We start from the raw sequence: 14654 nt of genomic DNA on the forward strand, positions 1-14654 counted from the left end.
GTAATACCTTGTCAGTTCCTTACCCTTCCAGTAACTCTCTAGCCCCGTTCATGACTAAAGGCATCGTTTGTTCTACGAATGCATCTGCGCTCAGATGCATTCCCTTGTGGTTCCAGCTATAAGCTGTCCCATAAATCCCCCAGCTTATCATAATGGCGGCTGTGCTTTTTAACTGTTCATTCCGGCTGGCAAGTCTCTGATCTTCAACCGGCAGGGAAAATAAAATAGCTTGAATCTGCTGCTTAATTTGAACTTCCAATACAGTGCCCAGCGACTGGTAACTTTTCTGGCAAAGCGTGCTCAGGTCCTTATGAAAATCACATAAAGCCAGGAAGATACACTGTATCGTTTCGGCATTTAACAAGGTTCGCCCGCTGATTCTGTCTGCTATGGAAGTCATTAGTGTTCCCGTAATAGTAGCTTCGAGGATTTCATATTTATCAGTAAAATGCGCATAAAAGGTCGCTCTATTAACGGTGGCTTTCTCTGTAATATCGCGTATGGTGATGGATTCAAAATCTTTTTCTTGAACGGGAGAAATAAAAGCGTCTTTGAGCAATTGGCGTGTTCTTTTTACCCGGGGATCATCTTCGTTTTTCTGTATTTTCATGTTCCATACCTCCTGATGAAAATAACAATATCAATGAACTAAAAAAGGTACAAGGAAAACGGAGTAGGCGGAATGGTGCTGTACAAGCGAAGCGGTCGCTTTTGTCCCCGGATTTCTCCCCTGATCATAGGCTTAATTCAAGAAATCCGGGGGCGGTGGCGATGGGAAGTACCATCCGTCTGCGGAGTGGCACTATAGTAACTTTTAAGTTCAGCTTATGTGCATTTTATCGGAATGCATCATGTAAAGCTTTTACATCATGATAACATAGCAATGCAACATATGTTGTTTAAGCGACTATAGTTACATCATATGAGCCGGAAATAAACAATAAAAAACGGACGTCGGACTGATTAGCCCCAAGTCCGTTTTTCGTGCATGTATCTGCTGCTTCTTGAGTTCAGTTGACAAGGTGATGAATGAGTCTCTCACCGCTGTCTTGATTCGTTCCTTCCATGCGCATGAGCTGCTTTAAGGCATGCAATTCCGCACATTGGCTAATTGCCTCAGCGACCAACTTGGCGATTTGACGCGCTCCTTCATCAGAAAAATGAGTATTATCTGTTACGCCAGCGGGGTAATTCGGATGTGCTTTTTCAGGCAGATGCATAAATAGCAGCTTGGACGCTTCTTCTCCCATGGCCCGATAAAGCTGCTGAGAAGCTTTAAAAATATCGAGCAGCGGTGTTCGGGTTTCCTCCGCTACTCGCTTCATTGCTGCGGGATAGGCTCCCACAGCAAGCGGATCAGGTTCTCCATCTGTAGTAAAGCGGCGGCGGCTTACAGAGGTCAACAGCACTGGAATTCCACCACGCTCCCGAGCAGACTCGATACATTGAATTAAGTTTTGACGATAGTCCCCGTCAGGATCGGTATAGCGGGTGGGATCTTCTTTTTTCTCATCGTTGTGTCCAAATTGAATAAACAGATAATCGCCGGCTCGAAAATCCTTTTCAATATGAGCCAATCGACCTTCCGCTATAAAAGATTTGGTGCTTCGTCCATTAACCGCACGATTGTTCACTTGAACAGACGAGTCAAAATAACTCTGCAAGTGTTCGCCCCAGCCTGTCATCGGTTTTTCGGTAGCTCCTTTTTGGGCTGCGGTGGAGTCGCCAGCGATAAACAGCCTGGATGTTATCCGCTGTCCTTCCGTAACATAGCTATGCTTTTGGAGCCACTTTTCCGCAAGAGCGAGCCATTGCTGGCATTCGCGGTTATCCTCAGCCAGTCCCAAGCCGTGGCGCCCTTCCTCAAACACATGCAGCTCAAATGAAATGCCTTCTCTGGATAATGCGGAAGCCAGCAACAAGCTGTTTTCGACTGGAACAGTGGCGTCATTGGCTGTTGTCCAAATAAAAGTTGGAGGGGTCTGTGAAGTCACTTGTTGATCGGATGAAAAGGCGTGAAGCTGCTCCTGTGTCGGCTGTTCACCTAAAAAATGAGTGCGGCTTCCAATATGCGTATAAGCATCATGAAACGTAATCACGGGGTAGCCCAACAGCAGAAGATCGGGTTTTTCCGCCCCTCTGGTGGCTACGATGGAGGCCAAGTGCCCGCCTGCTGAAAATCCAACCAGACCGACTTGCTCCGGAATCACTTTCCAGTCTTTGGGCGTTTGTCGAATCCACTTTAAGGCGAATTCTACATCCTCCAACAAGGAATCGACCTCAAAATCCCCAACTTGGTAATGTAGCACCCCTGCATGAATGCCTAGATCATTCAACCACCGGGCGATTGGTTCTCCTTCATGTTGTGCCAGGTGCTCGTAGCCACCGCCGGGCAGTACCAATATAAAAGGGCGAGCTTCGTGGGCCGCTGCTGGATAGAGGGAAAGAAAGGAAGTGTCTACTGGAAATTCTTCTTTTACAATCTGTTCTTTATAACTAACAACGTGTAACATAAGTGACCTCCAAATTCCTTTTTTGAATTCTGCAAGCTAATCCAGATGTACATAAAACGGGATGGGGCGGATGTAATGGTATTTAACATTTCTGCTTGAAAAGTGCGCTGAAGTCCCGGGTTTGTATTTTAAATAAATGCACACGTGAAAAAAAGATTTAAACCTTGTTATGAAAGCGCTATAATTTTGGTGTGATGCAAAGAACCAAAGGGGGAGCGCAATGAAAAAAGGAAGGATGTTCTACACCATTTTTATTACGATTCTGGTTTTGGGAATAGGGTTGGTGGCCAGCTTCGGCAGCTACATCTATTTTACAACAATTAGCTCAGTTGTGGAAAGAGTTTCCAACAGTAAACAAAGCTACATGACGCAGATCAAAAACAGTCTGGAGCAGAAAATCCAAACGATTGAATATGCTTTTAATACGTATAGTACGACCAGTTCATTTGATGAAGTCGTAAAACATCCCATTACAGAAAAAGATTTTGTAGCATATCGGAATGTGAATTCGCAGCTCAATTATATTGCTACGATGGGATTAGAAGGAACGGAATACTCACTGATTAGTCTGGATCAGAACTGGAAAATATCCAATGGAAGCCTGTCCTATTTGACGAAAACAGAACGGGAGAAGCTATTTAAAACCTATATCGACCATCAGGATAAGGGGCTATTCTGGATTAAAACAGACAAGGGAATCCGCTTTGTTAATACTTTGCCTGTATTCTCCAAAAATAAGCAAGCCATTGCGCTGTCGGATATTTCGTTGCAAACGTTAAATCGTACAATTCAAGCAGAGGATCACACGGCCGTTTTTATTCTGAATAAACAAGGCGATTTAATGTACGAAACAGAGCCTGTCGACCAATTATTGACCACCCAGCAGCTTCAGCACATTTCAGAGGCTACGGCTACACCCGACAATTCAGGCATGTTGACACTGGAAAAAACGAAGCATCAGCCTGCTCAGCAGGTCATTTATGCCAAGTCTGCTTATAACAACTGGACGTATTTAACGATATTAGATAAAAAGGAGATTTCGAATGCATTCCAAACGACCAAATTCGGGATCATCACGATGGTACTTGTACTCACACTCTTGATTGTGGTGGTGGCGTATATCATAGCCGTCTATTTTACAAAGCCATTCCAGCAAATTAAACGCAGCCTGCCTAAAAATCCTAATTTCTCGTTCAAAAATGAGCCTTCCAAAAATGAAATTGATTGGATTATTGATTCCATTGACAGCATTGTAACGGAAAAGGAAAGCCTGGAAAGCCTCATTCAGTCCGAAATGCCACAGCTTGAAACCCAATTGATCCTTAACCTGTTTCGCAGGCGTATTTCAACAGAGGAATTGGCACGAAAAATGCCACGCTTGGGCTATCCGCAACTGGAGAACCAAATGTATATTACCCTGTTGATTCAACTGGATAATCTGGGAGATCGGGAGCCCTCGGATAAGGACGTTTTACTGCTGGCTATTAACAAAATCGTAGAAGAAACCATTCCAGAGCAGCAGCGAATGCTTCCCATCATTTTGAACGATGACATCCAGGCGACCATTTTAATGTTTACAGGAAAGAATGAACAGGAAATAAACAAGCAAGTGCTGGACGATGCCGCCCTTTTGATTCGAACTGTAAAAGAGTATTTGAATGTATCCATCAGTATCGGCATTAGTAAGTCGTATGACAATTTGTTAGAAAGCAAGGAAGCCTGTGAGATGAGTAAGCAAGCCTTGCACCACCGTTTAAATTTAGGCAAAGAATCCATTATATTTTATGAAGACATTTCCACGGTCATTTCAGGCCCGGTGCTGCTTCATTATCCGACGGAAATGGAATCGCAGCTGTTTGACGCCATTCGAATAGGAGATGAAGAGCAAGTACGACTTACCGTACATTCCTTATTGACTGAAATAATGACAAAGAACAATCATTCCATGAACTTTGAGGTGCTGTTGGTGCGGTTTGTGAATAACCTTATCCAATTGGAGCAGCTGCTAGGAATCGAAGTGTTGCTGACGCAGAACAATCATGCGTTGTACCATCGTCTGCTGGACATTCGTAATCCGGAAGAGATCGAGCGTATGCTGGTGGAGCAAGTCATTTCCCCTATGGTAAAAAGTATGAAGGAGAAGACCAACCAGCAATTTCGCTGTCTCTCCGAGAAAATTGCCGCCATTATCCGAGCGGAATATGATCAGGAGTTGTCACTGGAACTCATTGGGGACCGTCTTCATTACAATCCCAATTATTTAAGCAGTATTTTCAAAAAAGAATACGGTACGACGTTCAGTGAGTATCTAATGGGCTATCGGCTGCAAATGGGCAAAAAGTGGCTCATTGAAACGGATATGACGATTAAAGAAATCGCCGAGCGATTGCAATATCATAATCCGCAGAACTTTATCCGCTCGTTTCGGAAAAAAGAACAGGTCACGCCCGGAGCATACCGTAAGATGAAGCAAGCGAATTGAGCTGAAATTTCACTAGCAATCAAGGGGCAGCTTATCCTTTTACCGCCCCTAATAATGCTCCTTTGACAAAGTGTTTTTGCACAAATGGATACACGATTAGCATAGGAACGGTTGCAACCACAATGACCGCCATCTTAATCGTCTGCGCAGGTGGGATGACATCCACAGAGGTTCCTTCTGCCTGCATACCACTGGAAACGATTACAATTTGGCGAAGCAAGACCTGAATAGGCCATTTGGCGGAATCATTAATATAGAGAATGGCATGCATATACGTATTCCAGTAGGCTACCGCGTAGAAAAGTGAAATGGTTGCAATTGAAGGCATCGCTAACGGAAGCATAATTTTAAAGAAAATGCCAAAATCGTTGCACCCGTCCATCTTGGCCGATTCCTCCAGATCATCCGGCAACGCCTGAAAAAAGTTACGCATAATAATCAGGTTAAATGCATTAATGGCCACGGGAAGGATCAAAGACCAATACGAATTGATGAGCCCCATGCTTTTTACCACCAGGAAAGTCGGAATCATCCCCCCGCTAAACAACATGGAAAACACGACAATGAAGTTAATTGTATTTCGGCCAAGCAGATATCTTCGGGATAATCCGTACGCCATAAAAGCCGTAAAGATCATACTCACCACGGTACCGACGACAGTCACTCCGACCGAAACCCCTAGTCCTCTGAATATCGTTGGGGTCGACAGGATATACCGATATGCATCCAGGGAAAAAGTGACAGGGAACAAAATGAATTTTTTAGCTACCACTTCTTGGGTTGAGGCAAAAGAGCTGGCGATGATATTCAGGAAAGGCAAGAGACAAGTGAGGGCAATGAGAATTAATAATGTACTATTTACGATGGTAAAAATACGACTGCCCAGCGATTCTTTTTTTAGCGATTTTTGCGCCAAGTGTTTGACCTCCTCGTAATCGTTTACATGTAAACTGTACCAAGAGGGCGGAATTCCGTATATAATCAAATCTTGAGGTGTTCTCCTAAGCATGGAAAAAAGAGGGTAATCATTAGATTGTGTAGTAATCATTAGGTAAGGTGAAAAGCCGGAAAATAGGCGGTATATAAGGTTTTGTAAACGCTATCATTTGATGATTATATGCGTAACGCTAAAAATCACGTACTCTTGAAAACGTATACAGGAACGTTTGAAGGAGGTCGAGCTAATGAAAGTTTCAAGTGTCCCCGCACCGAACATGAAACCGAATATGAAAAAGAAAAAGAACAACAGAACGACGGAAAATCTTTTACGTATGCAAAAACATAAGTTGCTGTACCTAATGGTTTTACCCGGGCTAGTGTACTTCATTATTTTTAAATATTTCCCTATGGGCGGCTTGGTCATTGCGTTTCAGGATTATCAAGCCTTTCTGGGAATCACGGGCAGCCCGTGGGTAGGAATGAAGCATTTCATTCGTTTATTTACCGAGCCCACGTTTTTCATGCTATTACGTAACACCCTGGTTTTGTTTGCGCTCAACATTGTGATTTTCTTTCCATTACCGATCATTTTGGCATTGATGCTGAATGAGGTCAGGAAGCGTGTGTTTAAAAATATCATCCAAACGATTATCTACATCCCGCACTTTATGTCATGGGTCATCATTGTTTCGATTTCTTATGTATTTTTAACCGTAGACGGCGGGGTACTGAATGAAATGATTGCTGCGCTAGGCGGTGAGAAGATCAGCTTCTTAACTTCCCCGGAATGGTTGCGTACCGTTTATATGGGGCAAGTGATCTGGAAGGAACTTGGCTGGTCTACCATCATTTATCTGTCGGCGATTACGGTCGTGGATACGCAACTGTATGAGGCAGCAGAAATGGACGGTGCCGGACGTCTCCGAAAAACATGGCATGTTACCTTGCCTGCAATTCGCCCAGTCATTATTACGTTGTTAATTTTGAAAATTGGTAGCACGCTGGATTTGGGCTTTGAGCATATGTATCTGCTATTGAACTCACTAAACCGCGAGGTTGCTGAAATCTTTGATACCTACATTTATACAGCGGGCTTAAAGAATGGACAATTGAGTTTTAGTACGACGGTAGGACTTTTTAAAGGCGTGGTGGGATTAATTCTGATCATGGGCTCCAATCGACTGGCCAAGAAATTTGGTGAAGACGGCGTTTACTAATGACGACGGGAAGGATGCGGAATGGTACGGTTTGTAGAAAACATGAACAAATGGTGCATGCGCCTGCTCCGGCTGGTTTACCTTAATTTGCTGTGGACGGTTGCGACGATCCTGGGATTGGGATTTATAGGCGTGGGACCTGCAACTGTCGCTATGCTCAGCATTTTAAGGCAATGGATTCGAGGTAATGAGGAGGTCGCCATTTTCTCCACGTTTTTACATTACTTTAGAGAAAGCTTTAAAGAAGCCGCGATCATTGGAGCAATTTACAGCCTCGTGGGCTACGTGCTCTACGTGGATATCGTCAATGTCTCGTCCTGGTATGTTCGTGTAGTGACGCTTATTGGAGCCTTTTTGTATCTCATCTCCTTGGCGTACATTTTCCCGTTACTGGCTCATTATGATTGGAAAGGGATCAAGCTGAAAATCAGAATGTCCGTGGTGATTGGGTTTTCGTATTTACAATATACACTTGTTCTTTTTGTTGCGATTGTCGCGCTTTTTACATTGATTCTAGGCTTGTACCCAGGAATTCTGACTTTTGCCGGAGTCAGTATCATCGGTTATCTCGTGATGTGGATGACGCATCAGGTGTTTAGCAAAATAGAGCGAGAGGTTCTGGTGAAAGAGGAAGATATGGCATGAATATACGATCAGAAAAGGAGCAAACACGATGAAAAAGGGAATCACGATGAAAAAGGGAGTATCGGGCCTTCTTGCCGTACTTATGGTCATGAGTGTTTTTTTAGCTGCTTGCGGTGACAAGGGGGCAGAGGATCAAGGCAGCCAAACCTATGATCCGAATTCAAAGCTGGAATTAACCTGGTTAAATGTATTGCATACAGCCTCTCCACCTACAGACACGATTAAGAACAAAATTGAAAAATACACCAATTCCAAGATTACGTTCAACTGGGTTCCTGATGCATCGAAAGAAGAGAGAATCACTACAGCGCTGGCGTCTGGTGAATTGGCGGATATCGTGACTCTTACGATGATGACAAATTCTTCAGTTCGAAGTTCATTGAAATCAGGTCTATTCTGGGATGTAGGGAGCTATTTGGACGATTATGACAATTTAAAAAAGATACCTCCCGAAGTTAGAAATGCAGCTTCCATCGAGGGAGTTCTGTATGGAGTTCCATTCCAGAAAAATTTGGCACGATCAGGCTTGGTTATCCGCAAAGATTGGCTGGATCGTTTAGGACTTAAAGTACCTACGACCTTGGATGAGCTATACGAAGTTGCGAGAGCGTTTACAGAAGATGACCCGGACGGTAATGGCAAAAAGGATACGACAGGCTTTGGCGACAGATCTGATCTTCGCTATAGCAGCTTTAAAACCTTAAGCTCTTATTTTGGCACACCTAATGGCTGGAAAGTAGATGAGAATGGCAAGTTTACGCCGGAATTTGATACACCTCAATATTTGGAGACATTAAAGTATTCTAATAAATTATATAAGAACGGGTATGTATCGAAGGATTTCGCCGTAACTGCTAAAACCGATCAGCAGCAGCAATTTGCTCAAGGGAAAACCGGGATTTATACGGGAATGGTGGATATCACCAACTTGAGAAATCTGTCACAAGGCTTGCAAAAGGGTCTTGAATTGGTGCCTGTAAACAAAATCTCCAATGGAGACGGTAAATATCACATTTGGTCTGAGGGCAGCGGAGTTGGCGGTTTGCTGGCATTTCCTAAATCCGAGGTGAAGACGGAAGCTCAATTGAAGAGATTACTTCAATTCGTCAATGATTTGATTGATGAAGAAGTATTTATGGACATGACAGGTGGTATCAAGGGAACTCATTATGACATTGATAATGAAGGAGCTTTCAGAATTATTAACACCGATTTGTGGCAAGCAGATGTACAGCCGTTTGCAAGCTCCAGACCGAGTGAAGTAACTTACACGTTAAAAGATGCCAACCCTGAAAAGGAACTAGCCAATCAATTAATCAAGGAAAATAACGAATTTGCCGTTTTGGACCCAACCGTTCCTCTGGATTCTGTAACTGCCAATGAAAAAGGAACTGAACTCGAAAAAATTATTACCGATGCTACGTTCAAATTTATTATGGGTGAGACTGATGAAGCCGGATTCAAAGCAGCCGTAGAGAACTGGAAAAATTCCGGTGGATCACAGATCATCTCTGAGTATGAGGAAGCGTATAAGAAATCGAAAAAATAAGGAAATGTATAAGTCGAGCTCGAAAAATGAACATCAAAACGGAGTAGGCGGGATGGTGCTGTACAAGCGAAGCGGTCGCTTTAAAAGCTTTCCGTAGGAAAGCTCGCTTCGGAAGCATCACCTCCCCGGATTTCTCCCCTGATCAGAGGTTTTAATAAGAAATCCGGGGGCGATGGGAAGCACCATCCGACTGCGCAGTGGCACGATAGGTAACTCTTAAGTTCGGCTTATATGGTTTTGGCTTTACACCAAAATGAATGTTTCAAACTACTCAATGTTAATCAAACATGATGGGTGTAAGGCCCTTATTTGCGCATTCACAAATACGAAGACAGGAGAGAACGAGATGCAAGTGTATAACATTGTAGATTATGGAGCAATTGAGGATGGTAAGACATTAGCAACGGGAGCGATTGCGGCTGCGATTGAAGCGGCCAGCAATGCCGGGGGAGGAACGGTATTTGTTCCCTCGGGTACGTATCTGACAGGGGCTATCTTTTTAAAAAGTAACATTGAACTGCATGTAAGCCCCGGTGCAGTTCTTTCCTTTAGTTCCGACTCGGAGGATTATCCTGTGGTGGAGTCCAGATGGGAAGGCGTTCAGCGAGAAGTACGTGCTTCGTGCATTTACGGGCAGAACCTCGAAAATATTTCAATTACAGGCAGCGGTACTCTGGATGGAAATGGTCAGCCGTGGTGGGAAAAGCATCGGAATCATCCGGAGCAGTTGCAGTACCCCAGACCGAAATTAATCAGCTTTGATCGTTGTCAGCGGGTCACCATTAAAGATGTCATGTTAAAAAATTCCCCAAGTTGGACTGTAAATCCCATCGCTTGCTACAACGTCACGATTGACAATGTGTCCATTCTTAACCCGGCCGATTCCCCCAATACGGATGGCATTAATCCCGAATCCTGTTCCAATGTTCGTATTAGCAACTGCAATATTGATGTAGGCGATGATTGTATTGCGATCAAAGCGGGAACCGAGGATACACAGGAACGGATTCCCTGCGAAAATATTACGATTACCAACTGCACGATGGTGCATGGACATGGCGGTGTTGTACTGGGCAGCGAGATGAGTGGAGATATCCGTAATGTCACGATCAGCAATTGTGTGTTCAAGCAAACGGATCGGGGCATCCGTCTGAAATCAAGACGGGGACGCGGCGGAATCGTCGAGGATATTCGCGTTAGCAATATTGTGATGGAAGATGTGATTTGTCCATTTATTCTGAACCTCTATTATTTCTGCGGACCCCGGGGCAAAGACAAATATGTCTGGGACAAAAATCCCTATCCAATTACCGATGAAACGCCGTGCTTTAGACGGATTCATTTTTCCGATATCACGGCACGTCAGGTTCATGCGGCAGCGGGGTTCTTATACGGACTTGCAGAACAATATATTGCTGAAATTACATTTTCCAATATTGATATTTCTATGGCGAAAAATGCGATTCCCGGCCGTCCTGCCATGATGACAGGGATCGAGGATATGAACAACCGTGGTTTTTATTTAGGCAATGTGAGAGATATCCGTTTTCAACAGGTGACCATTGAGAATCATGAAGGTCCCGCTTTTTATATTGAAAACGGGGAAGGCGTTGAAGTCAACCGTTGTCATTCGAAGAATACAAACCAGCCTGAAAAGCTGATTGAACAAGTGACGATACAACCTTCTGAACAAAATATTTTTAATTGAGGATTTTGCAAAATCCTGATTTAGGAGGGGCATAGAAGGAGGAAAAACGTGGATAAGCTGCAAGCATTATTGGGTGACCTTCCGGCAGACCGACTCGTTACGGCCACCCTGCTAAAGCAAGAGGAGCAAGAGGGATACCAATTGAAATCTCTCCTGCTGGACATCAACGGAATCGAGCCTGTGCCAGCTTATATAGCCACACCATTACAAGGAAACGGTCCGTTTCCATTGGTCATTTTCAACCATTCGCATGGAGGCAATTATACCAATGGACGCAAGGAATTTATCCATAGCAGCCCTTACTTGCAGCAGCCCTCGTTTGCTAAAACCCTGACAGACATGGGCTATTGCGCTTGTTGTATTGACATGTGGGGCTTTAATGAACGCGGGGGTAAAACCGAAAGCGAGCTGGTAAAGGAAATGCTCTGGCAGGGCCAAGTGCTGTGGGGCATGATGCTGTACGATAACCGTCGTCTGGTGGATTATATGTGTGAGCGTGAGGACATTGATGCTTCTCGCATTGCAACGGTTGGCATGTCGATGGGGGGCCTGATGGCGTGGTGGCTGGCAGCGCTAGATGAGCGGATACAGGTCACGATTGATATTTGCGGACAGGTAGATGCCCATACGCTGATCACCAAAAGGGGTCTGGATCACCATGGCTTCTATTCCTATGTCCCTGGCTTGTTAAAGCATTTTACTACGCTGGATATTCAAAAGCGGATTGTTCCCCGTCCACGAATGAGCATAACAGGTCAAAATGATCGAATGTGTCCTATTGAAGGAGTCGAGCATCTGGCGCAAGGACTGCTGGAAGCTTACCAGGAAGCAGGTCACTCTGAGCATTGGCAGCCTGTGATTGCAGGTGGTGGGCATATGGAGACTTTGGAAATGCGAACGGCGTGGCAATCATTTTTAGCCGAATACTTGTAAATCCAAATGAAAGGATTGGGGCAACCATGCTGGTAGGGAAAGAATCCTTTTGTGATTTCCATACGATTCAAGAGGCGATTGCTGCATTGGAGCAGTCGCCTTCCAATGAAATGGAAACGCTGTATATTTTATCGGGTACCTACGAGGAAGAAGTGCGGATCTACCGCTCGTATCTTCATATCATAGGCATCGGACATGTAGACATTCGAATGCATCGGTATGCCAGGGAGTTGGATGAGGCAGGCGAGGAAATAGGAACCTTTGCGACTCCCACTTTATTTTTAGGCGGCAATCATTTGATCCTGGAAAATCTCATCATTTCCAACACGGCTGGACAGGGAGAAGCCATTGGGCAGGCTGTTGCGGTTTATGCTCATTGTGATGAAACGGTTTTTAGAAACTGTACCTTTCGCGGGCATCAGGATACGTTATTTACAGGCCCCCTGCCTCCGGCACCGAAAGAACGGCTGAAGTTTGGCGGCATTCATTTGAAAGAGCATCATGCGCACTATCGCCAGCTCTATCAGCATTGCTATATCGAGGGCACGGTCGATTTTATTTTTGGCGGGGCGACAGCTTATTTTGAACATTGCGAAATTCGCAGTTTGCGCCATCATGAGAACCAAACGAGCTATGTCACAGCCGCCTCTACTCCCCAGGGACAAGCACATGGCTATGTGTTCAACCAATGTTACTTAACCGCAGAGCCTGATATTACTCCGGTATTTTTGGGGCGGCCGTGGCGTGAGTATGCCAAGACCGTATTTGTGGATTGTAAAATGGGCGAACATATTGATCCACGGGGTTGGGACAATTGGGACGATTCTGCAAATGAGAAAACGGTTTGCTATCAGGAGTATGGTGTATCCGATGTTGCCTCGTTGCTTAGGCAGCGTGTTCCGTGGGCGGGTTGTTTTGAAGCAGGCGCAGAAGCGTGGAGCAAGGAGCAGGTTTTTGGTGGAGACACTTTTTGGAAGCAAGGAGGAGCAATTTCTCATGATGATCCAAAATCCCATATTAAAAGGCTTTAATCCCGATCCGTGTATTGTACGAGTCGAGGATACTTACTATATTGTCGTGTCATCGTTTGAGTGGCTGCCGGGAGTACGGGTGTATCAGTCCAAAGATTTGGCCCATTGGGAGCATTGTACGGATATTTTAACGGATCAGGTTGATTTAAAAGGAAACCCGAAAAATTGCAGCATTTGGGCGCCACAGCTGAGCTACGCGGATAACCTTTTTTATCTGCTCTATACGGATGTGAAGAGCACCAGACGCCCGTTCAAGGATGTTCATAATTTTGTGATGACGGCGCCTACGATCCATGGACCGTGGTCGGACCCGGTTTATCTTAACAGTAGTGGATTCGATCCGTCTTTATTTCATGACGAGGACGGACGTAAATGGCTATTGAATGCATTGTGGGATTACCGTATGTTGGACAGCAATAAATCTTCAGGTATTGTCATGCAGGAATATGATAGCAGGCAGCAACGACTGATTGGTGAGCCTGTGAAAATTTTTGATTGCACGCCTTTGAAAAAGACAGAAGCCCCCCATATCTACAAGCAAAACGGATATTATTACCTTATTACTGCGGAAGGTGGAACGGGTACAGGACATGCAGTTACTGTAGCTCGCTCGAAGCAGATATCCGGGCCGTATGAAGTGGACCCACATAATCCGATGCTTACGTCACGTGATCAACTTGATTTCCCGTTACAATGTGCAGGACATGGCAGTCTCGTGCAGACGCCAGATGGCGATTGGTATATGGCTCATTTATGTACACGTCCGTTGGAAGGGAAATATGCTATTTTAGGGCGAGAAACGGCCTTACAGTACGTGTACTGGAATGATGAAGGCTGGTTGCGATTAACGGCAGGGGGCCATACACCGCAATTAGAAGTACCTGCACCTATCGGAACCACTTTCACGGCAGGGCAGAAGCGCAGTTTTGTATTCGAAGACTTTTTCGAGGGACCCGTTTTAAATAAAACGTGGAACACATTGCGTATATTGGCGGATGACCGTTGGTGCTCACTGAGCCAGCGTCCGGGCTATCTCCGAATTCTGGCTGGAGAATCCATTCAAAGCCTGTTTCAGCATCACGTGCTCGCCATTCGGCAAACTGATCATCATTTTCGGGTGGAAACGGCACTGGAATATCAACCCGTAAGCTATTTGCAAATGGCGGGGCTCCTGCTGTATCTAAATGATGAAAATTATCTGTATGCCTATGTCAGTTATGAAGAGGGACAAGGGAAAGTGCTGCGCATAATGCGATGTGAAGCAGATACATTCACGTTAGTTCCCCATGCGATTACGCTTCTGGAGGATTTTCCTGTACATTTGGCTGTAGAAGTCCATGCAACCCAAGGACAGTTTTATTACCATCTCGGGAATGAACCCGCCTGGACTCCGCTTTTTGAAAAGCAAAATATCAGCTTTTTATCAGGTGGATTTACAGGGAATTTTGTAGGGATTGCCGCCCACGACATGCAACAATTTCAAGGGAGCTACGCCGATTTTAGCCACTTTCTGTATCATGGGCAAGACCATCTATCCTCTTAAAATAGCAATATAACGATTGTGTTGTCTATCCAACATTTTGTGCTTTTTGATGATTGCAGCAGGCGGGCCGCCGCTATAACATATAAGTGCAACA

At 44.8% G+C, this 14654-nt stretch carries 11 protein-coding genes; 8 read left to right on the plus strand and 3 right to left on the minus strand.

Annotation, left to right across the window (positions count from 1 at the left end; translation table 11 throughout):
• Positions 1–19: 19 nt before the first annotated feature.
• Positions 20–610, minus strand: coding sequence for a TetR/AcrR family transcriptional regulator (locus ACWXW9_RS07740; protein WP_494928919.1), 591 nt, complete (start codon positions 608–610; stop codon positions 20–22).
• A 400-nt stretch (positions 611–1010) separates the two neighbouring features.
• Entirely contained in the window at positions 1011–2513 is a 1503-nt protein-coding gene (locus tag ACWXW9_RS07745; protein ID WP_494928920.1) for a GDSL-type esterase/lipase family protein, read from the minus strand.
• A 220-nt stretch (positions 2514–2733) separates the two neighbouring features.
• Between ACWXW9_RS07745 and ACWXW9_RS07750 the strand changes: the two genes are divergently transcribed.
• A complete protein-coding gene (locus ACWXW9_RS07750; RefSeq protein ID WP_494928921.1) occupies positions 2734–4995 on the plus strand; it encodes a helix-turn-helix domain-containing protein in 2262 nt (753 codons plus the stop codon).
• A 31-nt stretch (positions 4996–5026) separates the two neighbouring features.
• On the opposite strand, the gene ACWXW9_RS07755 is transcribed toward ACWXW9_RS07750, so the two are convergent.
• On the minus strand, positions 5027–5911 hold the full coding sequence (locus tag ACWXW9_RS07755; RefSeq protein ID WP_025684616.1) for a carbohydrate ABC transporter permease: 885 nt from the start codon (positions 5909–5911) through the stop codon (positions 5027–5029).
• A gap of 268 nt (positions 5912–6179) precedes the next feature.
• Here ACWXW9_RS07755 and ACWXW9_RS07760 point away from each other — a divergent pair, with 268 nt between their 5' ends.
• The 7 genes from ACWXW9_RS07760 (at position 6180) to ACWXW9_RS07790 (ending at position 14560) form a co-directional block, all read left to right on the plus strand.
• Positions 6180–7151, plus strand: a complete 972-nt coding sequence (locus ACWXW9_RS07760; protein ID WP_134913510.1) for an ABC transporter permease — start codon at positions 6180–6182, stop codon at positions 7149–7151.
• A gap of 21 nt (positions 7152–7172) precedes the next feature.
• A complete protein-coding gene (locus ACWXW9_RS07765; RefSeq protein WP_494928922.1) occupies positions 7173–7796 on the plus strand; it encodes a YesL family protein in 624 nt (207 codons plus the stop codon).
• A 28-nt stretch (positions 7797–7824) separates the two neighbouring features.
• Positions 7825–9345, plus strand: a complete 1521-nt coding sequence (locus ACWXW9_RS07770) for an extracellular solute-binding protein (RefSeq protein ID WP_494928923.1) — start codon at positions 7825–7827, stop codon at positions 9343–9345.
• 346 nt (positions 9346–9691) lie between these two features.
• Positions 9692–11053, plus strand: coding sequence for a glycoside hydrolase family 28 protein (locus ACWXW9_RS07775; protein WP_494928924.1), 1362 nt, complete (start codon positions 9692–9694; stop codon positions 11051–11053).
• Positions 11054–11101: 48 nt separating this feature from the next.
• Positions 11102–11986 carry a dienelactone hydrolase family protein gene (locus ACWXW9_RS07780; protein ID WP_494928925.1) on the plus strand — a complete coding sequence of 295 codons (885 nt, stop codon included), beginning with the start codon at positions 11102–11104 and terminating at the stop codon, positions 11984–11986.
• A 26-nt stretch (positions 11987–12012) separates the two neighbouring features.
• Positions 12013–13017, plus strand: a complete 1005-nt coding sequence (locus ACWXW9_RS07785) for a pectinesterase family protein (protein ID WP_494928987.1) — start codon at positions 12013–12015, stop codon at positions 13015–13017.
• Positions 12983–14560 carry a glycoside hydrolase family 43 protein gene (locus ACWXW9_RS07790; protein ID WP_494928926.1) on the plus strand — a complete coding sequence of 526 codons (1578 nt, stop codon included), beginning with the start codon at positions 12983–12985 and terminating at the stop codon, positions 14558–14560. Before ACWXW9_RS07785 ends, ACWXW9_RS07790 begins: the two co-directional genes overlap by 35 nt.
• Positions 14561–14654: the final 94 nt, after the last annotated feature.

The sequence above is a fragment of the Paenibacillus sp. LT-B23 genome (assembly GCF_059417685.1).

Excerpts from the sequence above, each read along its gene's own strand:
- ACWXW9_RS07745 (WP_494928920.1), bottom strand. The coding sequence starts at position 2,513 with ATGTTACACGTTGTTAGTTATAAAGAACAGATTGTAAAAGAAGAATTT.
- ACWXW9_RS07750 (WP_494928921.1), top strand. The coding sequence starts at position 2,734 with ATGAAAAAAGGAAGGATGTTCTACACCATTTTTATTACGATTCTGGTT.
- ACWXW9_RS07785 (WP_494928987.1), top strand. The coding sequence starts at position 12,013 with ATGCTGGTAGGGAAAGAATCCTTTTGTGATTTCCATACGATTCAAGAG.
- ACWXW9_RS07760 (WP_134913510.1), top strand. The coding sequence starts at position 6,180 with ATGAAAGTTTCAAGTGTCCCCGCACCGAACATGAAACCGAATATGAAA.
- ACWXW9_RS07765 (WP_494928922.1), top strand. The coding sequence starts at position 7,173 with ATGGTACGGTTTGTAGAAAACATGAACAAATGGTGCATGCGCCTGCTC.
- ACWXW9_RS07790 (WP_494928926.1), top strand. The coding sequence starts at position 12,983 with ATGATGATCCAAAATCCCATATTAAAAGGCTTTAATCCCGATCCGTGT.
- ACWXW9_RS07775 (WP_494928924.1), top strand. The coding sequence starts at position 9,692 with ATGCAAGTGTATAACATTGTAGATTATGGAGCAATTGAGGATGGTAAG.
- ACWXW9_RS07770 (WP_494928923.1), top strand. The coding sequence starts at position 7,825 with ATGAAAAAGGGAATCACGATGAAAAAGGGAGTATCGGGCCTTCTTGCC.
- ACWXW9_RS07740 (WP_494928919.1), bottom strand. The coding sequence starts at position 610 with ATGAAAATACAGAAAAACGAAGATGATCCCCGGGTAAAAAGAACACGC.